The organism is Myxococcales bacterium (assembly GCA_016716835.1).
Lineage (GTDB): Bacteria > Myxococcota_A > Polyangia > Haliangiales > Haliangiaceae > JADJUW01.
The window spans coordinates 1958333-1978188 of the sequence record JADJUW010000001.1; the positions used below are offsets into that span (position 1 = coordinate 1958333).

The 19856-nt window shown below is 63.8% G+C and carries 18 protein-coding genes and 1 pseudogene; 11 read left to right on the plus strand and 8 right to left on the minus strand.

Features of this window, described 5'->3' with window-relative positions; translation table 11 throughout:
- Nucleotides 1-117: 117 nt before the first annotated feature.
- Nucleotides 118-207: pseudogene (locus tag IPL79_08675) on the minus strand (prepilin-type N-terminal cleavage/methylation domain-containing protein).
- Between the two features lie 618 nt (nt 208-825).
- On the opposite strand from IPL79_08675, the gene IPL79_08680 reads away from it, so the two are divergent.
- Nucleotides 826-1974 (plus strand): ATP-binding protein, encoded by a 1149-nt coding sequence (locus IPL79_08680; GenBank protein ID MBK9071060.1) that lies wholly within the window; start codon nt 826-828, stop codon nt 1972-1974.
- A 186-nt stretch (nt 1975-2160) separates the two neighbouring features.
- On the opposite strand, the gene IPL79_08685 is transcribed toward IPL79_08680, so the two are convergent.
- Complete coding sequence (locus tag IPL79_08685; GenBank protein ID MBK9071061.1) at nt 2161-4851, minus strand: carboxypeptidase regulatory-like domain-containing protein; 2691 nt, start codon at nt 4849-4851, stop codon at nt 2161-2163.
- Nucleotides 4852-5067: 216 nt separating this feature from the next.
- On the opposite strand from IPL79_08685, the gene IPL79_08690 reads away from it, so the two are divergent.
- From IPL79_08690 to IPL79_08700, 3 genes are read left to right on the plus strand one after another with little or no spacing between them, the layout of a single operon-like run.
- Nucleotides 5068-6042, plus strand: a complete 975-nt coding sequence (locus IPL79_08690) for a hypothetical protein (protein MBK9071062.1) — start codon at nt 5068-5070, stop codon at nt 6040-6042.
- A gap of 52 nt (nt 6043-6094) precedes the next feature.
- A complete protein-coding gene (locus IPL79_08695) occupies nt 6095-7183 on the plus strand; it encodes a mannose-1-phosphate guanylyltransferase (GenBank protein ID MBK9071063.1) in 1089 nt (362 codons plus the stop codon).
- Nucleotides 7184-7201: 18 nt separating this feature from the next.
- Nucleotides 7202-8602, plus strand: a complete 1401-nt coding sequence (locus tag IPL79_08700; protein ID MBK9071064.1) for a phosphomannomutase/phosphoglucomutase — start codon at nt 7202-7204, stop codon at nt 8600-8602.
- Here the strand turns inward: IPL79_08700 and IPL79_08705 are convergent.
- Genes IPL79_08705 through IPL79_08715 form a run of 3 tightly spaced genes read right to left on the minus strand, consistent with a single transcriptional unit; the run spans nt 8550 to nt 12292 of the window.
- Entirely contained in the window at nt 8550-10094 is a 1545-nt protein-coding gene (locus IPL79_08705) for an Hsp70 family protein (GenBank protein ID MBK9071065.1), read from the minus strand. The two genes, IPL79_08700 and IPL79_08705, sit on opposite strands and share 53 nt — an antisense overlap.
- Nucleotides 10091-11359 (minus strand): hypothetical protein, encoded by a 1269-nt coding sequence (locus IPL79_08710; GenBank protein MBK9071066.1) that lies wholly within the window; start codon nt 11357-11359, stop codon nt 10091-10093. Before IPL79_08710 ends, IPL79_08705 begins: the two co-directional genes overlap by 4 nt.
- Before the next feature lie 6 nt (nt 11360-11365).
- Nucleotides 11366-12292, minus strand: coding sequence for a prepilin peptidase (locus IPL79_08715; GenBank protein MBK9071067.1), 927 nt, complete (start codon nt 12290-12292; stop codon nt 11366-11368).
- A 64-nt stretch (nt 12293-12356) separates the two neighbouring features.
- Between IPL79_08715 and IPL79_08720 the strand changes: the two genes are divergently transcribed.
- Genes IPL79_08720 through IPL79_08745 form a run of 6 tightly spaced genes read left to right on the plus strand, consistent with a single transcriptional unit; the run spans nt 12357 to nt 17391 of the window.
- Entirely contained in the window at nt 12357-13277 is a 921-nt protein-coding gene (locus tag IPL79_08720) for a hypothetical protein (GenBank protein MBK9071068.1), read from the plus strand.
- Between the two features lie 27 nt (nt 13278-13304).
- Nucleotides 13305-14072 carry a hypothetical protein gene (locus IPL79_08725; GenBank protein ID MBK9071069.1) on the plus strand — a complete coding sequence of 256 codons (768 nt, stop codon included), beginning with the start codon at nt 13305-13307 and terminating at the stop codon, nt 14070-14072.
- Nucleotides 14065-14856: a glutamate 5-kinase gene (proB, locus tag IPL79_08730; GenBank protein ID MBK9071070.1), complete on the plus strand. Its 792-nt coding sequence runs from the start codon at nt 14065-14067 to the stop codon at nt 14854-14856. Before IPL79_08725 ends, proB begins: the two co-directional genes overlap by 8 nt.
- Before the next feature lie 5 nt (nt 14857-14861).
- Nucleotides 14862-16118, plus strand: a complete 1257-nt coding sequence (locus IPL79_08735; GenBank protein MBK9071071.1) for a glutamate-5-semialdehyde dehydrogenase — start codon at nt 14862-14864, stop codon at nt 16116-16118.
- Nucleotides 16119-16153: 35 nt separating this feature from the next.
- Nucleotides 16154-16960 (plus strand): ribosome silencing factor, encoded by an 807-nt coding sequence (gene rsfS, locus IPL79_08740; protein ID MBK9071072.1) that lies wholly within the window; start codon nt 16154-16156, stop codon nt 16958-16960.
- Nucleotides 16957-17391, plus strand: coding sequence for a 23S rRNA (pseudouridine(1915)-N(3))-methyltransferase RlmH (locus IPL79_08745; GenBank protein MBK9071073.1), 435 nt, complete (start codon nt 16957-16959; stop codon nt 17389-17391). Before rsfS ends, IPL79_08745 begins: the two co-directional genes overlap by 4 nt.
- 11 nt (nt 17392-17402) lie before the next feature.
- Here IPL79_08745 and smpB read toward each other — a convergent pair whose 3' ends face one another.
- Nucleotides 17403-17882 (minus strand): SsrA-binding protein SmpB, encoded by a 480-nt coding sequence (gene smpB / locus IPL79_08750; protein MBK9071074.1) that lies wholly within the window; start codon nt 17880-17882, stop codon nt 17403-17405.
- A gap of 63 nt (nt 17883-17945) precedes the next feature.
- Here smpB and IPL79_08755 point away from each other — a divergent pair, with 63 nt between their 5' ends.
- Nucleotides 17946-18578, plus strand: coding sequence for a ComF family protein (locus IPL79_08755; protein MBK9071075.1), 633 nt, complete (start codon nt 17946-17948; stop codon nt 18576-18578).
- A gap of 11 nt (nt 18579-18589) precedes the next feature.
- Here the strand turns inward: IPL79_08755 and IPL79_08760 are convergent, their stop codons facing one another.
- Both IPL79_08760 and IPL79_08765 read right to left on the minus strand, forming a co-directional pair.
- Nucleotides 18590-19294: a hypothetical protein gene (locus IPL79_08760; protein MBK9071076.1), complete on the minus strand. Its 705-nt coding sequence runs from the start codon at nt 19292-19294 to the stop codon at nt 18590-18592.
- 177 nt (nt 19295-19471) lie between these two features.
- A complete protein-coding gene (locus IPL79_08765; GenBank protein MBK9071077.1) occupies nt 19472-19846 on the minus strand; it encodes a hypothetical protein in 375 nt (124 codons plus the stop codon).
- Between the last annotated feature and the right edge of the window lie 10 nt (nt 19847-19856).

The window sequence follows — 19856 nt, forward strand, 5'->3', positions numbered from 1 at the left end:
ATCAGCCGCAAGCGGCGGATACCCCGATTGCGTGACAAAGGAGGTCCTTGCACCTTTCGCGACGGCGCCTAACTGCAGCTCAAATTCGGCCGCTTTGCCCTTACGCATATAATCCATGAACGCCGGAATCGCGATGGAGGCCAAGATGCCGATGATGGCGACCACGATCATCAGCTCGATAAGGGTAAAACCGTGCTGGGTTGGCAGATGCCGAGGTAGTCGATGACTACAGGGTTCATTGCTTGGCATATGTGCTCTCCCTCGACTCGACCTTACTAATTTTCCCACGAGCTATAATAAAGCACAATGCATCTGCCAAAGGCCGAACCCAAGGGTCACTCTCGGCCCCAAAACCCATTGATATTTTGAATAGTTAGCTACGCTACTGCGTGATCACGATCAAGCGAACGTGATCACGCAGTACCGGATCTAATATCTTGTAATTACAGCCCAATCGGGAGGCGAGAGTGACCCTGTTACTACGAACTCACCAGGGGTTCGCGCCCGGCGCACAGCACTTAGCTGCCTTGGTGCGACGATCGGAGCGCACAACGAAGTTTACTGTGTTCATTTACATTGGTTTCGTCAATACCATCGGAAATATGGCACCGGGCACGGCCCCGTAAGAGGCCAGTGCCCCGGCGCCCGCCATAAGAACGCGCTAGTCCGGCAACAACGCCGGCGGCGTCACCGACAACGTCACGGTGCGGTTGACGTCAATTGCCTGTGACCCCCGCTTTTCTGAAATTCAGCATGTCTTATGCGGAATTTCATGAAATTATTCAAAGCCATATAAAATATGATAGTATTTGTTGCAGATTAGCCATGAGCCTCTACGAGCGAACATTGCCGATTCGCGACCTTTTGAGTCGTAAGTCACTGTTTTTACTTGGCCCTCGGCAAACTGGGAAAAGTACCCTGCTGCGCCAGCAACTTCCGGAAGCGACCTACATCGATCTGCTCGAAGCCGACACCTTTCGAACGCTGGCGACGCGACCAGAATGGCTCCGTGAAGCACTGCCGCCGGGACAAACTCGCCTCATCATCGACGAGATTCAAAAAATGCCGGCCTTGCTCGATGAGGTTCAATTGCTCATCGATCGCAATGCCTCTTTGAGGGTTGTGCTAACCGGTTCAAGCGCCAGCAAATTGCGACGTGGTGGCACCAATCTACTTGGCGGTCGCGCATGGGTGACGACGCTACATCCCCTGATTTTTGCCGAACTGCCCCAAGCCGATATCGTGCAACGCCTCACGCGCGGTGGCCTACCGGCAATTTTTGACTCCCCTGACTACTATCAAGATCTCAAAGCTTACGTGGGGACCTACTTGCAAGAAGAAATCCGCGCCGAAGGCCTGGCGCGCTCTGTCGAGGGCTTCTCGCGCTTTCTCGAGGTGACCGGGCTATGCAGCGGCCAGCAGTTGAATTTCACCGCCGTTGCCAATGATGCCGGCGTCCCCGCGCGCACGGTGCGCGAACATTATCAGATCTTGGTAGACACCTTAGTTGGCCATATGGTGCCGGCTTACCAACGGACGGTGAAGCGCAAGCCCGTGGCCACGGCGAAGTTCTATTTTTTTGATGTCGGCGTTGCCAACGCGCTCGCGCGCGTGCCGCAGATCGAAGCGCGGTCGGTCGCCTTTGGCACGGCGCTCGAGCATCAGCTAGCCATCGAGCTGCGGGCCTACTTGGACTATCGCAGGCGCGATGAACAACTTACCTATTGGCGAAGTCGCTCGGGTTTTGAGGTGGATTTCGTCATTGGCGATAGCGTCGCCGTGGAGGTCAAGAGCAGCGCCCATGTCAGCGACAACGACTTGCGCGGGCTGCGCGCGTTGCGAGAAGAAGTTACCTTTAAGCGCGCCATCGTCGTCGCTACGGAACGCGTGGCGAGGGTCACAGCTGACGGGATTGAAATTTTGCCGGTGGCTTCGTTTCTCGCCGCGCTTTGGCGTGACGAGATCATTAACTAGCCGTGCTTGCTGTGGAGTTCGCGTGCCCTTAGGGCGCAAGGGTCACTCTCGGCCCGAAAATCCATCGATATTGCGAATAGTTAGCTACGCTACTGCGTGATCACGATCAAGCGAACGTGATCACGCAGCACCGGATCTAATATCTTGTAATTACAGCCCAATCGGGGGGCGAGAGTGACCCTATGCTCAATCCGGCAGCAGCGCTGGCGGCGTCACCGACAACGTCACGGTGCGGTTGGCGTCGATTGCTTGCGTCTTGCAAAACACCGGCATGTCGTCGCCGTGGCGCTCGCCGTAGGCCATGGTGTCCATCGGCGCGAGGTCGATGGGGTATGGCATGGCGCATAGCGTGTACGTGCCGGCGGTGAGCTCGCCAAAGGTCTTGGCCTTGCCCATGTAAATCGCAAACGATGAGTAGCCGCTTGGCAAATCGGCCGACATGCGGGCGAGGTCTGCACCGTTCTTGGCTGCGATGGTGCCGCCAATCAAATACAGCAGCGCGGCGCCGACCTTGCCCGAGGGCGCCGAGAGCTCGGCGGTAAGGGTCAGCGTGCCCTTGGCGACCTCGATATCGAGGGTGGCCGTGCCACCGCTCTTCACCGCGATGGTCTTGGAGAAAAACTGCATCCCAGTCATCGGCATGCCGAGCGCGGCGGAGACCTTGTACGTATCGGGCGCGAGCTTGTCGAAGCGGTAGGTGCCGTCCGGGCCCGAGGCGACGTTGAACATCGCGTCGGGCGCGGTGACGGACTGCGCGCTGACAAACACGTTTTCGGCCACCTTGCCGTCCTTGCGGACAATGCCGACTAGCGCGCCAAACGGCAAGATGTCGATGGTCAGCGCGCCTTCGCGCGGATCGCCGACGCGCAGCTCAATCGGCAGGCTGCGGCCGCGCTCGGCGTGTTCGGCGAGTATTGAGACCGACCCAAGCCCAACACCCGACACCGAAAATTCGCCCTTGTCGTTGGTGGTGGTGTCGCGCATGCCGCGCGTCATCATGCCAAATTCGGCTTTGGCAGATGATCCCGAGCCAAACAGCGTGTTGCCGACAAAGACCGTGGCGCCCGGAACTGGCACGCCACCCTGAAGCACGCGGCCGCTAAGGCGCCGCCCGCGCGCGACCGTGATGGTGCCCAGATCGAGCGTCTTGCCAGCGACCAAGGTAGCGCCGACGATTTTCAAATCAAACGCGGTGCCGCGAAACTGCAGCTTGTAGTCGCGCGGCGTCAGGCCGCTGAGCTCGAACGCGCCGTCTTTGTTCGCAAACGCCTCGGTCGCCATGCCGAAGTCGACGCTAAATGGGCCCGGCGCGCTGCCATCGGCGAGCGCGAGCTTGCCCTTCACGGTTGCTTCGGGCGGCAAGACAACACGCACGTCCATGGTGCCAACCTCGACGGTGATGCCCTCGCCAAAACCGCGCTCGCGACCAGCGTATTGACTGCGCACGGCGCGCACTTGGTAGCTGCCCGGCGCCAGCCCTGTCACCGAAAACCGGCCCGCGACGTCGGCGACTTCTCGCGTCGCGCCGCGGAGCTGCATCAGCTCAAAGCCGGCCGTGGTGCGCGTGGATAGATCGGGAAACACCGTGACCTGGGCGCCTTCAACCGGTTCACCTACGGTGTCGACGACGACCCCAGCAATCGCGCCGGTAACGCTCAAGGCGATTTTCAGATTGGCGACATCGCCGGCCGCGGTGTCAACGGCCTGCACGTCCGATGCACCGACATCCGCGATCGCCAACGCATTGTGGCGCCGGCGCGCAACGCTCTTAAAGACAAACGAGCCATCGGCGGCGGTATAGGCCTGCCGCGGCATCTCGAACATCGCGCCTTCGACATCCGCGGCAAGGCGAACGCGCGCGCCGGCGATAGGCGCATCACCACCGTCGACAACAACGCCAGAAATTGTCGCGCCGGCTTGCAAGATCAACGCGACGCCGGTGACATCGTCGGACGCCACGGTAACCAATTGGCTGGTCGCGGGCGAGAACGCCTGATGACGCGCCATCAAGCGATAGCTGCCCGCCGGCATCGCGGGAAGCGTAAACTTCCCCGCCGCATCCGTGGCGACCGCGTCGTAGCGCTCATCGCCCTGCATGCCCCAATCCGACGCGCCGCTGTAGGTCACGCGCGCCTCGCTCACGGGCGCGCCGTCAGCGCTTACCACAGTGCCGCTAATCGACACGCCCTTGCCAAGTTGCACGCTGGCCTGCGCTAAGGCGCCCGTGACGCGCACCAACCGCGAACTGCGCGCATAGCCATTGGCCATCACGACCAATTGATACATGCCCTCAACGACTGGCGTCACCGAGGCCTGGCCGCGCGCATCGGTGACCGCGGCCTGAACGTCGATATCGCGCAAGGAAATGTCGGCACCGGCAATCGCGACGCCGGTGGTATCGGTGACGGTGATTTCAAGCGTGCTCGCCGCGCGCAGCACCAGCGTGACTGGCTCGGTGGTCGCAGTGAGGCGCACGTTAACCGGACCGGCGACGCCCTGCGGGCTGCGGGCAACAACCTGATATTGCCGTGCCACAAGGCCCTCGAAAACAAACGAACCATCGTCTTCGGCCACCGCGGTTCGGGGCGGTTGGCTGCGCAAGGCGACGATGGCGCCGGGCACGGGCTGGTCGTCGGGCCCGCTCACGACGCGACCTTCGAGGCGCAAGGCGCCAAGAGGATCGTCCTCGAGCAGGAAGCGCTCCGCGTTTTGTGCGGCATCGCTCGCCGGCGCGGGCGCGCTCTGCTTGGCGGGCGCGGACGAAACCGGCGCCTGCTTGCTCGAGGTCGTTGGTGCTGCCGGACGCCCAAGAAACACCCATGCACCAATCGCGAGGATCAAGACAAGCGCACCACCAACCAATACCGTTCGATTCATGGCGCGACCATAGTGAGATTGGTCAGCGGTCGCAAATCGCCGCGGTGCTGGAAGGCATATTTTGCGACAGCCCGTCGCATAGCCGCCGCATAACGCACCGCGCTATGACGCGAATCACGGAACTTTAAAGTTGGTGCGTGTAGCTTGTCCCCAGGCCCAATCGCGGGTTAAATCTGCCCACTGCCTTTTTGTCAGTATTCTTTAGGAGAACGATTCATGAAAATTACCTCACTACTTTCACGCTCCACGCTGACCGGCGCCGCCCTGGTCTCGAGCCTCTCGCTGTTTTCGTGCGGCGGCGACAGCGGGCCGGATGTCCCCACCCCAACCGGCACCGTTTATGACTCGGTGATCGATGGCCTGCAGCTGCCAACCTCCGACAACAACTTTAAGGTGTTCGACTTCAACGACGACGGCGTCAATGACAACGTCCTCGCCAACGCGCTGGGCATCTTGGTGCAGTCGACCGGTCAGTCGATCGACGTCCTTGAGACGGCGACCAATGGCGCGATTCTGGAAGGCAGCTCGATCTATTTGGTCGCGTTCCAGACCCCAGACTTCACCACGGCCTCAGGCGCGGGCTTTACCCTTGCAACCGGCTCTAATCCCTCGCCAGCGCCTTGCACTGACCCAAATGAGCCTGCGACCTGTGGCCAGCACCTCGATGGTTCGGGCTCGTTTGATTCGGATGATGAGAGCGCCCAACTCGCTGGTAAAATTGTGAGCGGCGTGTTCGAAGGCGGCGCCGATCAAGACATCACGCTTAATGTTGTGATTTCGATCGAAGCCGGCGTGGCAGTACCGATCCCGCTCAGCGGCGCGCGCGTCAAGCTCTCGGGTATATCGGCGACCGGCATCACCAGCGGCATCATCGGCGGCGTGCTGACTATCGAAGACCGCGACACCAAGACCTTCCCAGGCATTGTCGACACGCTGCAAGCGATTATCACGCGCGACTGCGAATCTTCTGACTTGCCAGACGACGCTCCAGATAAGGGCGTGCATTGCCATTGCACCAACGGCTCGACCGGCGCTTCGGTGTCGACGATCGCTGCCCCCACCGACGCATGCGTGGTCGAGCTGACCGCCGACCTGCAAGGCCTGCTCGAGACCATCATCTCCGACGACATCGAAGGCGTTGGCTCGTCGGTGGCGCTCGGCTTTTCGACGGTTGAAGCCGCCATCAACTAAGGCGCGCGCGCATCCCATTGGCGCCTAAGCGCGCATGGTAAGCTGGCCACCCATGCAACGGGTGGCCATTTTGTTAGCGGGCGGCGGTGGCGCCAGGCTTTGGCCCGCCAGCACGCCGGCGCACCCCAAGCAATTTTTGGCGCTGCATGGCGGCGCGTCGCTCTTGGCCAAGACCGCGGAGCGAGTCGCCCCCGCCGTGCACGAAATTTGCGTGGTGACGCCATCGGGATACGCCGAGGCCGTGGCGCGCGAGGTGCCGCGGGCGCGCGTAATCGTTGAGCCAAGCGCGCGCAACACGTTTGCCGCCGTCGCGCTCGCGGTAGCCGACGTGCTGCACCAATCCCCCGAGGCCATCATCGGCATCTATCCTTCCGATCACGTGGTCACCGATGCGGTTGCCTTTGGTGACGTGGTCGCGAAGGCCTACGACGTGGCGGCGGCGCTGGACGTCATCGCAACGATCGGCATTGAGCCCACAGGGCCACATACAGGCTTTGGCTATCTTGAATTGCGTGCCGGCTTGGCAGACGGCTCGCCGCAGGGCGCCGCCTTGGACATCGCGGCCTTTCGCGAAAAGCCGAGTCCACAGCAGGCACAAGCGTATGTGCTCGCTGGCAACACCTTGTGGAACAGCGGCATGTTCTTCGCGCGTGCGACGACGCTGTGGCGCGAGCTGGCGGCATGCAACCCTGATGCTGGTCCCGCGCTTGCCGCGCTTCGCGAGGCGTGCGCACGTACGCCGCGAACTGCCGACGATGAGGCGGCGCTGGCGGCGGCGTTCGCGGCGCTGCCGCATACGTCGCTAGACTATGCGGTCATGGAAAAGACGGCGCACATCGTGGCCCTAGTCGGGCGTTTTGGCTGGAGCGATTTAGGCGCCTGGGACGCGGTGGCGGAGCTTTTGCCGCGCGACGACCACGGCAATGCGTCGCGTCACCCAGCGGTATTTCACGACGCGCACGACAACCTCGTGTATTGCGATCGCGAGCTCGAGGTGGCGTTGGTGGGCTGTCACGGCCTAATCGTGGCCTTGGTCGATCGCAAGCTGCTGGTCGCCAGCAAGGCGAGCGCGCAAGAGGTGCGCGCCGTGGCCGATGCGTTTGCCGGGTCGCGCGGCGCGCCGCGCGGTAAAGACGCCTGACGCGAAATATGACCCGCCATGATAAACCCTCACGTTTTCAGGCAATACGACGTGCGCGGGCACGCCGCGCGCGATTTCGCCGATGCCGACGTGCAGGCGATGGGGCTCGCGTTTGCGCGCGTCATTGCCGCCGATCCGCGCGCCATCGCCGCGACAGGTAGGCCCGTGATCGTCATTGGTCGCGACTGCCGTTCCAGCTCTCCGCGGTTGGCGGCCGCGTTTGCCAGGGGCGCGCTCGGCGCCTGTGACGTCATCGACGTCGGCGAGGTCGCGACGCCGCTAGTCTATTTTGCCGGCCATCACCTGCGCGCCGCGGCGGCCGTGATGATCACGGGGAGTCACAACCCTGCGGATGAGAATGGCTTTAAATTTGTCGCCTTTGGCGAGCCATTTTTCGACGCGCAGCTAACCGAACTTGCCGCGCAGACCGTGGCGCTTGCCGCGGCATCGACGCACGCACCTGCGGTCGGTCGGCAACGGGTGGTTGACCTTACCGACGCCTACCTTAGCAATGCGACCAGCTCGCTTCGTCTTGGACCGCGGCGTTGCAAGGTCGTGATCGACGGCGGCAATGGCATGGCGGGCCCGATCGCTGAAACGCTATACCGGCGCCTGGGTTTTGAGGTGGTCGGGCAGTTCATCGAACCCAACGGCGCATTTCCCAATCATCACCCAGATCCCAGCGTCGCCGAAAACTTGGAGGCGTTGATCGCGCGCGTGCGCGCTGAGGGAGCCGAGGTCGGGTTAGCGTTTGACGGCGATGGCGACCGCCTGGGCGTCGTCGACAACACGGGCCGCATTCTGTGGGGCGACCAGCTGATGATTTTGCTCGGGCAGCAGTTATTGCGCGAGGTGCCCGGCGCCAGATTTATTGGCGAGGTGAAGTGCTCGCAAACCATGTTTGACGCGCTGACGGCGGCGGGCGGCCAGGTCGAGATGTGGGCGGTGGGGCATTCGCGCATCAAGCAGCGGATGCAACAAACCGGCGCCCACCTCGCGGGCGAGATGTCGGGCCACATATTTTTTGCGCACCGCTACCTCGGCTTTGACGATGGCGTGTATGCCGGCGCGCGCGTGCTCGAGATGTTGTCGCAAGGTTCGGCATCGCTCGCGCAGCTCGCGGCGGCGCTGCCAACCACCTTCACCACCCCAGAGCTGCGGCTGCCTTGCGACGAGGCCGGTAAATTCGCGCTCATCGCGCGCTGTCGCGACGCGCTCGCTAGCGACCCGGAGGTCACGGCCATCACGTCGATCGACGGCGTGCGCGCCAGCATCGATGGTGGATGGCTCTTGTTGCGGGCGTCGAACACCGGCGCCTTCATCGTGATGCGCTGCGAGGCGGCCAGCGAGGCGCAGCTTGCACGGCTTACGGCGAAGGCTCATCGGCTGTTGCAAACGTGCGCTGCAGCAGCTCCTTGATCGCCACCCGATCGGAGACCATGTCCTGTACCGAGCGCAGCGGCACCCGGTCGCCCGAGAGCAAATCGCGGGCGAGCAAGCGGAGCTGGCCGTCGATGTCTAAGGTGAGATCGACCAACAGCAAGGGCTTGGCGGTCGCGACGTCGGTGCTGAGATTGGCCAAATAGCGCCCGATGCAGCGCCCGTCGCTGTAAGCGTCGCCGGCCCACACCTCGAACACCACGTCGGGCTCGCCCTGGACGCCGGTGATGATGCGATTTTCCCGCCACGGCAAGCCAACATCGGACGCGATCATCCAGTGCGGCGCATCGCTGCCGGTCTTGAGCGCGATGGCCGACCCGGCGACTTCGATCACCGTGGGCGGTACATCGTCAAACAGCCGCGCCGCCCCGATCACGGCCGCCTCGGCCGATGCCACGAGTTGCGGCTCCTTGCCAAAAAGCTGCGCCAGGCGCTCGGTGACGCCACCCATGGTCGCAAAGCTGCCGCTTACCCACACCGCATCAATCGAATTAGCGGGCAACATCACCTGTGACAGCAAATCGCCGCAGGCCACGTCGAGGCGTCGCACTAAGGGCGCGGCCCAGAGCTGATACTCATCGCGGCGAATCATTCGGATCACGCCCGCCTCTCCGCCGCCGTGATCACCTCGCCGCGCATGGGCCGGCATGAACTGATTGAGCGCAACCTCGGTCTCGACCTCGGTAAGCAGAGCCAAACGTACGCGCTCCGCTTCGTCAAACAGGCGGGCGCGAGTCTGCCAATCGGCGCCCAGCGTGACGCCGTGGGCATGCAAGAGCTCGCGCGTTAGCTGATGCACCACCAGCTCGCTTTGCGCGGCGCCACATACATCTTCGCTGGCCACCGCGAGCACGTCGTAGCCGTCGCGGCTCACCCGCAGGATCGCGAAATCGGAGCGCGACGTGCCAAGGTCACACACGACGACGTGGCGTACCGCCGATGGTTCGTCGCCCGTAGCCACGGGTTGGGTCTCACACGCCAGCGCCAGCGCCATGCCCGCCGTCACCAAACGCACGGTGGTGAGTCCGACCGCGGCGGCACCCTCGACCAGCGCGCGCCGCCCGGCAGCGTCAAGCCACCACGGCACGACAAGAACCACCTCGCCCGGGCCGTCCTCGTCATAGTCCGGCGCGATCTGGGCCAGCTCTTTGATGTGATGAAACAGGCACGCCATGAGAAATGAGATCGGCGCGTTCTTGTTGCTCAGCGAGATCCGCAAATCGCCAACCCCTGCCGATTCAACGTCGAGGGTGCCATTGCCGCCAAACCAACGCTCGTCTTGGCCTTCGACCTGCCCCGCGCAAAAACCCAGCACATTGCCGACGCGCACCGCCTGCTCGCCGTCGCCAAACTCGACGAGGCTGGAGATCGTCGCGCCGGTGGGGGTGGTCAGCAAGGCAAATTCGCCATCCTGCTTGCGATACGCGACCCGCGCAAAGCGCGCGCCTAAATCGATCACCAGCGCGCTCATTGGAACAACCTCGTCAGCTGGGAGTCGTCGACCGTGGTGCGCGCTGCGATGATGTCGAGCAGCGATTTAGCCTCACGACAGGATTCGTCGTAGAGCGTCGCGGTCTCGAGCTGCGAGATGGCCTGCGCGCCATTGCCGGCTTGCAGCGCCAGCACCGCGCCCGCGACGTGAAACAGGGCTCGCAGCGCACGGCTCTTGGGATCTTCGCGCAGGGCCGCGGTAAGCAAGGTGCGCGCCGTTTCGGCCTCGCCGGTCGCCAGCAGGCGTCGCGATTTCGACAAGGCCTCATTGGTCGGATTGCGCTGGCCGGAAATCGCGACCTCGCGGCTGGCATCGTCGCCCATCACCTGTGACATGTCGCCAAACAGCGCATCGACGTCGAGCGAGGGCGTGGACGGAATTTCGACGTCGGAGCGATCTGGGCCGGCGCCGAGAAAGTACGACCCCTGCTCGACGAGCACGCGATAGTTGCGCAGCCGGTGCGCCGCGGCGTCGCCGAGCCCAAGCACGAATTGCGTAAACGCGCGCTCGACGAGGATTAGGATTTCTTCATTCACCTGGCGAAAGGCGGCCTGGGCGGGCCGATTATAGACGACGCCAAACTCTCGTCGCAGGCGCAGCCGCGCGGCGACGGCCTGTTCGTAGGTGGCGTCGCTCGCGATGCCCAGCACCTGCGCCACCGACATATCGCGCAGCGCGGCGAGCCGATGATCGAGCGAGCGCACCGAGAGGCGGCGCGAGATCGCGATCGCGGCGCTGGCGTCGCCGTGGTCAACAATATGGGCATCGGGCACCACCACCACGCCAGACGTCTCGGCTCGCGGCGCAACCGCGGGGTCGGCTTCGGGTTTGGGTTCGGATTCGGATTCGCGCGCCTGCTCGGTCTCGGGCTCGACGCGGTCGATCTGGTTGATCTGGTCGATCTGATCAAGCGCCGCCTGCGACGCATCGGTCGCGGTGGATTTTGCGGCGGCCGCCACCATCTCTTGCAGCCGCTCAACCTGCGCCGCGATATCACCGGTAAGCTCGAGCTCGACCATGGGATGTGGGTTGTCGGCGTGCAGCGTCACTGCGCGCACCACGCCGTCGAGCGCAACCACGACGCCGGTGGGCAGTTCTAGGCCAACTGTCACCGGCACGTCGGGCTCGGCGGCAAACGGCACGCGCAGCGACAAGAAGCGCTGCTTGCGCAGTTTGCGCGTGTAAAACGCCGCGACCTGGTCCCACGACGTACAGCGAATTCTAAGCAACCTGACGGAAATCATCGGGAGTTACCAAGGCAGGCTAAACGAGATCAAATAGTGCGGCGAGACGAAAGCGTAGAACAGGGCCGCTGCCGCGATAAATGGGCCAAATGGCACAGCCATAGCGCCCAGGGAGGGCGCTGGGGTGGGCGGCTTCGCGCTAGCTGTATCGGCCTGTGCGACGGCGAGCGCGGCCGGGCGACGCATAAACAGTCGGCGCACGCCGAGGGCGAACAAGACGATGACCGCGCCCAGCAAGGCACCGCCGAAGAGACCGGCGTAGACACCCTCGTAGCCAAGCCACGCGCCGATGACCGCAAGCAGCTTGGCATCGCCGTAGCCCATCCCGGCGCGGCCGCGTAGCAGGCGATACGATTCGGCGATGATCATGACAAATAGGTAGCCAACGGCGGCGCCGATCAGGCCATCCGCCCAGTGCTGCCCCGGCAAGAGCAGGCCCAGCCCATAAAAAACGGGAATCGCCGGATACGTCACCTTGTCGAGAATGAGCTGGTGATCGAGATCGATGAAGATCACGACGACCATGACGAATGAGAACGCGGCGAGAATGCCAAAGCGCACCATGCGCGTCGGCATCGCCTCGTCGAGAGCGCCGACATCGACCGCGGTCCACCACGCCAGCGCAAAGAGCAGGCCGGTCAAGGCCTCAACCAGCACGTAGCGCGCGGAAAACTGGGTCTTGCAGAAGCGGCACTTGCCGCGCAACCACAGGTAGCTCAGCACCGGCACGTTGTCGTACCAGACGACGTGCTTTTTGCACACGAAGCAATGCGAGGGCGGATACACGACCGAGCGTCCATTGGGAAACTCCTCGCTGGGAGGCAGGCGGTAGATGCAGACGTTGGCAAAGCTCCCCCACAGGGCGCCAAACCACGCGACAAAGGCATACGTGCCCCAACTGCCACGCAGCGCTGAAAGGAGCTCCCAATCCATGCCCGGAAATTATCGCACAGGCGCGTAATTGACGGCGGCCCCGCGCCAACGATACACACTATATATGAAGGAATTTGCCCGCCGACCTGCGGCCTCGCCCATGTTCGGACGGGTCCACCTGGGCACGCTTGCCGCGCTCGCCGCCCTCGCATGCACGGCGCTTGCGGCCTGTTCGAGCCACGACAAGCTCGATGTGCCGGGCTTGGTGGCACCGGCAAGCACGGGGGCCTCGCTCACGCTCGCCGAGGCCACCAAGTCGCCGACGACGCTTGGCGCCTATTTGCGTGCGGCACGGCTGCAGGCCGGCGCCTTGGGCCCCTTTACGGCAACACTAACGTCAACGATCGAGACGTCGTCTGGGACACCAGGCGGCAGCGAAACCCTCACCAACGAGGTGACGTTACGCGTGGCGGCCAACGGCGACTATCACGCCATCGATCACAATTCGGCCGACTTGGGCCGCGAGGTAATATCGCTCGGCGACCAACTCTATCTTCGCCCGCGCTATGCCAAATGGCACCAACGCGTGGCGCAGGACGGCGAGGCCAGCGACCTCCTTGCCACCTGGCTCACGAGCTTCGCGGACCACCTTGAGCCTGTGGCAGGGGGGCTGACGGTTTCGGCGGGCGAGGCGAGCAAGCACCTGGGCCGCGACGCGCTGAGAGTCGAACTTGGCAAGGCGGCGACGACCAAGGTGGCGACCGAAGCCCTCGTACAACGGAAATGGCGCGAGTCTATCACCGTCCAAGAAATCGCCGGTTATGCCGTGATCGACGGCCTCACCGGCGTCGTGCTCGATGGCGAACTCGTGGCGACGCTGCAATTTTTGCGCGACGGCAAGCCGATTGCGATGAAGCTCGCCGCACGCCACCGCGTTGCCTTAGGCCCGGTGGAGTTGGCGCCGCCTGCCGCGAGCGACGTCGTCGCGACGCCGCAACGCCTGCGCGAAGTAGATGACGCCAAGACCCTGCTAAACGGACTTTAGGGCGCTAAATTTGCTAGAGTGAATTTGATGGCTAGCTCGGCACTTGAGAAACGGCCAGATGAGGCGCCGAGTAATCACCACGTCGCCTATGCGATTGCGACGGCGATTGCGACCCAGGTGCCGGTCGAGTGGCTCGCACGCCAAGCGCGTACCCGCCTCCTTAAGCGCGCACTGAGCGCCATCGCCGCGCGCCACGCGATCGTGGTGCCACCCGAGGCAATGGAAATCTTGAGCCGTGTGACCCCAACGCAATTGCCGTGGGGCGGAAAGCGCCTCGCGTTTACCAGGCTACCGCTTGTCGGCCGCGCCGCGCGCTGGGCCGCCTTGCCCATCATGGCCGCGGACGCCGCCGACTTGTTTGCCCGGCTGCTGTTGTTTGAAACCTATTGCGCCGACCTCCACACCGGCGTCGCCATTCACGGGGCGCTGGCGCAACGAATCCACGACACGGTTGGCGTGACGATCGCGGACGTGCCGCCCCAAATCATGAAGAGCGCCAAGGCCAGCCTAAAGGCCGCGCTGCAGCGCCGCGGCGACATGCTCGGCGAGGCGCTGCGCAAGCTGCCACGTCGTGGCCGCGCGCCAGCTGACGTCGCCGACGATGGGCACGCCGCCGTGGTGCCAGAGGTGGTCGATTTTGAGCCGCTTGACGCCGAGACCGCGGAGATCTTACAGACCCAGGGCCGCCTCATGCGCATGCTGGGGGCGACGTCGCAGCACCTGACGGGCTACAAGGAAACCTTCGAACGCTTTCTTCAAGACAGCTTCCGTGTACGATGGAAGCGCGATGAGTAACGGTCAAGAGGCGCGCGCGGCGTTGCGGACCTGCCGGCGCGTCGTCGTAAAGATTGGCAGTCGCCTGCTCGCGGAAAGTCCTGCCGCGCGCCCGGCGATGATCGCCGATCAAGTCGTCGGCCTGCTAAAGACCGGGGTCGAGGTCGTGATCGTTAGCTCCGGCGCCATCGCGCTCGGCTTGCGCGCCTTGGCCACGCCGCAGCGGCCAAGCGAATTGGCGGCCTTGCAAGCCGCGGCGGCGATTGGCCAAAGCCGCCTGATGCAGCAATGGGAGCATGCGTTTGCCGCGCACCAAACCCTCATCGGCCAGGTGCTGCTTACGCACGCCGATGTCGAGGATGGCGCCCGCCTGGAGAATGCGCGCGCGACGTTTCGCTGGTTGCTCGATCACGGCGTGGTGCCGATCGTCAACGAAAACGATACCGTGGCCACCGAGGAGATCAAGTTTGGTGACAACGATCAGCTTGCGGCGCTGGTGTGCAATTTTATTTCGGCTGACCTACTCGTGATCCTGACCGATGTCGATGGCGTGTGGGATGCCGCGGGCAACCGGATGCCGGTGGTTACGGATATCGATCAACAGGCCGCGCCCGTCGCCGGCAGCGGCGCCGACGATGGCGTGGGCCGTGGCGGCATGGCATCCAAAGTGATGTCGGCGCGCCTGGTGACGACGAGCGGCATCGCGGCCGTGGTCGCACCCGGGCGCGATGCCAACGTGCTCACGCGCGTGCTGGCAGGCGAAGACGTTGGCACCCTATTTTTACCGCCTGGAGCCAGCGCGTGACCACGATGGCCGATGACGTTAGGCGCCTGGCCGTGGCCGCACGCGATGCCGCCCGCATCGTCGGCGCGGCCAGCGAGGACGCACGCAATCAGGCGACGCGAGCTGCCGCCACCGCGCTCACCGATCAGGCCGCCAGCATCTTGGCGCAGAACGCAATCGATGTCGCGGCCGCGCAAGCCGCGCAGTTGTCCGCGGCGATGATCGATCGGCTCACGCTTTCGCCTCCGCGGCTTGCGGCCATGGCCGACGCCATGCGCAGCGTCGCCGACATGCCGGCTCTAGTTGGCCGTCTTGAGCACGAGCAAACCCGAGCCGACGGCCTGCGCATCGCGCGCATGCGCATCCCGCTTGGCGTCATCGCGATGATTTTCGAGTCGCGGCCCAATGTCACGACCGACGCCGCGGCGCTGTGTCTAAAAGCCGGCAACGCTTGCATCCTGCGTGGCGGCAAGGAGGCGGCCCATACCAATCGCGCCCTCGCCAACTGCTTGGCGCAAGGCCTTGCCGCCGCCGCCGGGCTGCCACCGGCGGCCGTGACGGTGTTTCCATGGGGCGAGCACGCGGCGATGCAGACGCTGCTATTGCAAGACGACCTGATCGACCTCGTGATTCCGCGCGGCGGCGAGGCCTTGATTCGCTTTGTTGCGGAGCATTCGCGCATCCCAGTGATCAAGCACTACAAAGGCGTCTGCCACCTGTTCGTCGAGCGCCGCGCCGATCTCGCCATGGCCGAGGCGATCGCCATCAACGGCAAGGTGCAGCGCCCCGGGGTATGCAACGCGATCGAAACGATCCTGGTTGACCAGGCCATTGCGGCCACGGCGGTACCGCGCTTGGTCGCGGCGCTGCGACATCATGGCGTCGAGATTCGCGGCGATGCTGCGACGAGGGCGCTTGGAGGAGGCGCCGTGGTCCCCGCGAGCGCCGAGGATTGGGACGCGGAATACCTCGACCTCATCGTCGCCATGAAGGTCGTCGATGGCGTCGATGCGGCCATCGCGCATATCGCCGCGCACGGCTCAAACCACACCGAAAGCATCATTACCGCCGATGCTGAGGTTGCGGCGCAATTTATTGCCCGCGTACCCTCCTCGACGGTGATGCACAACGCCTCCACCCGCTTTGCCGACGGCGGCGAACTCGGGCTGGGCGCCGAGATCGGCATTTCGACGACGCGCCTACACGCCTACGGGCCGATGGGCGCGGAAGGCTTAACAACCACCAAATTTGTTGTCCGAGGTACCGGCCACGTTCGAGCCTAAAGCCGCCTAAATCTGGTAAAGGAACACCCAAGCGAATGAAGAAAGCTAGCGCAAAGAAGACCACCTCTAAGGCTGCCAGCAACCGCAAGCCGGTTGCCAAAGCTAAATCGCGCCTCGCGGCCAAGAAGCCTACGGGGACGAGCAAAACCAAGGCCACCGTAAAAACGAAGCCTGCGCGCAGCGCGGCGGCGAAGTCAAAGGCGCCTACGAAAGCCAAGACTAAGGGCAAGGCCCAGCCAACGCGCGCGGCAGCGATCGTCGCTCCAAAAGCGAAGGCCAACGCCTCCGCCCAACGGTCGCCGGCCACAAAATCGGCGACACCGCGCACGGCGAGCTCTGGTTTGAGCAAAGCGGGCGCCTCCGCTACCCTGCGTCAAGCGGTGCCCAAGCGTTCCAATTCGCCCGTTTCACGCGGCGCGGGGACTCGCCCCAAATCCGCTCCGGCCGATACGCGTTCAACCGAAGGTCTCGACGGCGCGCTCGCCGCGCTGAAGCTGGCGCTTGAAAAAAAGGCCGTCGAGCCCACCCTGCTCGATTTGCGCGACCTATGTTCGTACACCAATTATCGCTTGCTGCTCTCGGGGCGTTCGGATCGACAGGTCGATGCCATCGCCGACGGTGTGGTTGCGGGCCTGCGCGACGCCGGCGTGCGCCATTTAAGCAAGGAACGCACCGACGCGCGCGCGTGGACCCTCATCGATTTCGGCGACTTCATCGTCGACGTGTTTCATCACCCATCGCGCGAACACTACGACCTGGAAAGCCTGTGGAACGATGCGCCACGCGTCGCGATTGAGGTGCCGCCGGATGCCCGCTTGGGCGCCGCCGAGGCCTACGCTTGAAAATCACCGTCGCGGTGGTGGGCAAGCTCAAAGAGGCCTATCTCGCGGCGGCCGAAGCCGAGTATCAAAAGCGCCTGCGGCCCTTTTGCCAGCTCGACATTCTAGAGGCCGCGAGTGAGGCCAAGCTGCTCGCCGCGCTGCCGCCGCGGTGCCACCTTTATGCGTGGGACGAACGCGGCGACCTGCTGAGCAGCGTGCAATTTGCAGGCGATATCCTCGGCGCCGAGGCCTCGCATGGTGGTGGCGCGCCCGTCGTCTTCGCGATTGGTGGCGCCGACGGGCATAGCGAGGTGCTGCGCGCCAAGGCCAAGCGCTTGCTTTCATTTGGGCGGCTGACCATGGCGCATCGCCTGGTGCGCGTCTTGGTGATGGAGCAGCTCTACCGCGGATTTTCGATCAATCGCGGCCTGCCATATCATCGCGAGGGCTAGTGCGCGCTGCCTTAGACCTTGCGCTTGCGCTCGCTGATGGCGCGATCGATCTCGCGCTTGTCATCGGCGGCTCGCTTGGACTGCCGCTTATCGTATTCTTTCTTGTTGGTGACCAATGCCAGCTCGACCTTCACCCGCGCGCCCTTGAAATAGAGCTGCAGTGGAATTAGCGTGTAGCCGCGAATTTGCGTCTTTTCAAACAACCGCTTGATCTCCTGCTTGTTTAGCAGCAGCTTGCGCATACGCCGCGGATCGTGATTGTAGCGATTGGCCCACTTGTACTCGTTGATCTGCAGCCCAACCAGCCAGGCCTCACCGCCCCGAATCTCCGCCCAGCCATCGGTGAGCGTCGCCTTGGCCTCGCGCAGGCTTTTCACCTCGGAGCCTAGCAACACCAAGCCCGCCTCGACGCGCTCGTGAATATGATAGTCGTGAGACGCGGCGCGATTGGTCGCGATCACCTTGATCGGGTTGGCCTTGGCGTCCGCCATACCGGCGCACCCTACCAAATAATCCGCAACAACGCCCGCGGCCGCCCGATAAGGCACCATGTGATGAAGCTATTTGACCGCCTACTTCCACCGCGCTGTTGCACGTGTCAGGCGCCCTGCCCCGCCGCCGCCGGTTTTTGTGCCGAGTGCCTGCTTTCGTTTGAGCCAGGCGCGCGCGCGGTTGTGCGCCTTGAGGAGCTCGTGGCGGTTAGCAGCCCATGGCAGTACGGCGGCCAGTTGGCGCTGGCGATCGAGCGCTTTAAATATTTTAGGCAGCTGCCGTGCGGATACGCCATCGCGCGGCAAATCCGCGCGCCGTTAGCCGCGTTCATCGCCACCACCGAGCCAACGTGCCTCATCCCAGTGCCAATGCCATTTTGGCGCGCGCTGCGACGAGGCGTGGTGCACGCCGCGCTCTTGCTTGAGCTTTCCCTCGATAAGCCATCGGCGTGCAGACTTTCACCTGGGCTGCTCCGCCGCACCCGCCATCGCGCGCCACAAGCTGGGCTCGGGCGCGAGGCTCGCCTGCGTAACCTGCGCGGGGCCTTTGCCGCGTCGAACCGCTTAGCGGGCGCGCGCGTGCTGCTTTTTGATGACGTAATCTCGACGGGGGCCACCATGCGCGCATGCGCGACGGCTTGTCTTGCGGCGGGCGCGCGCGACGTTGTTGGTTTTGCCGCGGCGATAAACCAATAGGCGCGAAGAGGCTATTCGTCTTTTTTGGGTGGAAAGAGCACGCTGTTTTTCCGCACCACGCTGTAGGACGTCGAGACGGGTGCGGCTGGCTTGGGCGTTAACCTCGGATCGGGATCTGGCTTGGGTGCCGTTTGCGACGCGGGCAGTGGAGCCGGCGCCGATGCCGGATGACTGCTCTTGGCAACGATCGGCGGGCTTGCGGGGCGACCCGCCTTAGCGATCATGGGCGCCGTGCTTTTGCTATGTGGATCGGGACGAGCTGGATTCGCGCTCACAGGCAAGGCTGGGGTGATCGCGGGTTGGCGAGCACGCGTGGCGCTCTTAGCAGGCTCGGCGTTCGTTTGTTGCTTCACCTTGGCCGCAGCGGCCGTCGTCTGTTGCTTTAGTTGCTGCAGCAAGTGAGCGGGGGTTTCTGCCGTGGGCGCCACACCTTCGAATTCCGCGCTCGCAAAATCTTGGTCGCCCCCTAGCTCAGAAAAGTCCGCCTCAAGCTCGAGATCGGCGATCGGTGGCGCGGGCAGCGGACTAACGCGACCTGGCGTCCGCGCGCGATTGGTGCCTGATGCAAACGACGAGGGCTCGGCTGGCACGGGCGGCGCGACGCGAGCGCTTGGCATAGCGGGCCCGGCCTGGGTGCGCTCCCGATGAGCTTGCTGCGCGCGTTTTAGCTCCGCATCAATCCCGTCTGGCTCTAACTCCCAAATTGGCTTTGCCATCCACATTAAATTCTGCACCGGTCGTGGTGCAAGCGCAACGCAAATAGCGCGATTGCGCCGCCGGCTTAATGGCACGCCGAGCGGCACGATGGTTCCTACATGTGGTGTCAGGTAGCGGGCGCGCCGCGAGCCTCGGCCCTAAGTCATCGCCGCGCAGGGTTAAGCCCGGCCGACACCTTATTTTTTGGTGTTGCGTGTCAGTTCAGAGCGCAGCGCCTCAAGCTCGGCGCGTGAAATTTGCGCGGTCGGTGGCGAGAACGCGGCGCCAGCCCCTGCCAGCGCCGCGGTCGAAGGGCTCGCGACGATGGTTTGATCGCCCTCGGCGACTGATTCCTCGAGCTGCTCTTTCCACGCATTGGGCGAATCTTGCGTATCGCCCGCATCATCGAATTCGCTGGACGCATCGGCTTGTACGCCACTATCGCTGGTTGCCAGCGTGGCAAGGCCTGCCGTCAAGCGCGCCGCATCGCTGACGCGCGGCGTGCGTTGACCCGGGCGAGCTAACTCCTGATTTAACTCGTCGGGCTCAAGCTCCCAAATCGGCTTAGACATCCAGAACTAA

Bases quoted from the DNA above. Each gene is read 5' to 3' on its own strand.
- IPL79_08680 (MBK9071060.1), top strand. From the start codon at position 826: ATGAGCCTCTACGAGCGAACATTGCCGATTCGCGACCTTTTGAGTCGT.
- IPL79_08685 (MBK9071061.1), bottom strand. From the start codon at position 4,851: ATGAATCGAACGGTATTGGTTGGTGGTGCGCTTGTCTTGATCCTCGCG.
- IPL79_08690 (MBK9071062.1), top strand. From the start codon at position 5,068: ATGAAAATTACCTCACTACTTTCACGCTCCACGCTGACCGGCGCCGCC.
- IPL79_08695 (MBK9071063.1), top strand. From the start codon at position 6,095: ATGCAACGGGTGGCCATTTTGTTAGCGGGCGGCGGTGGCGCCAGGCTT.
- IPL79_08700 (MBK9071064.1), top strand. From the start codon at position 7,202: ATGATAAACCCTCACGTTTTCAGGCAATACGACGTGCGCGGGCACGCC.
- IPL79_08705 (MBK9071065.1), bottom strand. From the start codon at position 10,094: ATGAGCGCGCTGGTGATCGATTTAGGCGCGCGCTTTGCGCGGGTCGCG.
- IPL79_08710 (MBK9071066.1), bottom strand. From the start codon at position 11,359: ATGATTTCCGTCAGGTTGCTTAGAATTCGCTGTACGTCGTGGGACCAG.
- IPL79_08715 (MBK9071067.1), bottom strand. From the start codon at position 12,292: ATGGATTGGGAGCTCCTTTCAGCGCTGCGTGGCAGTTGGGGCACGTAT.
- IPL79_08720 (MBK9071068.1), top strand. From the start codon at position 12,357: ATGAAGGAATTTGCCCGCCGACCTGCGGCCTCGCCCATGTTCGGACGG.
- IPL79_08725 (MBK9071069.1), top strand. From the start codon at position 13,305: ATGGCTAGCTCGGCACTTGAGAAACGGCCAGATGAGGCGCCGAGTAAT.
- proB (MBK9071070.1), top strand. From the start codon at position 14,065: ATGAGTAACGGTCAAGAGGCGCGCGCGGCGTTGCGGACCTGCCGGCGC.
- IPL79_08735 (MBK9071071.1), top strand. From the start codon at position 14,862: ATGGCCGATGACGTTAGGCGCCTGGCCGTGGCCGCACGCGATGCCGCC.
- rsfS (MBK9071072.1), top strand. From the start codon at position 16,154: ATGAAGAAAGCTAGCGCAAAGAAGACCACCTCTAAGGCTGCCAGCAAC.
- smpB (MBK9071074.1), bottom strand. From the start codon at position 17,882: ATGGCGGACGCCAAGGCCAACCCGATCAAGGTGATCGCGACCAATCGC.
- IPL79_08755 (MBK9071075.1), top strand. From the start codon at position 17,946: ATGAAGCTATTTGACCGCCTACTTCCACCGCGCTGTTGCACGTGTCAG.
- IPL79_08760 (MBK9071076.1), bottom strand. From the start codon at position 19,294: ATGGCAAAGCCAATTTGGGAGTTAGAGCCAGACGGGATTGATGCGGAG.
- IPL79_08765 (MBK9071077.1), bottom strand. From the start codon at position 19,846: ATGTCTAAGCCGATTTGGGAGCTTGAGCCCGACGAGTTAAATCAGGAG.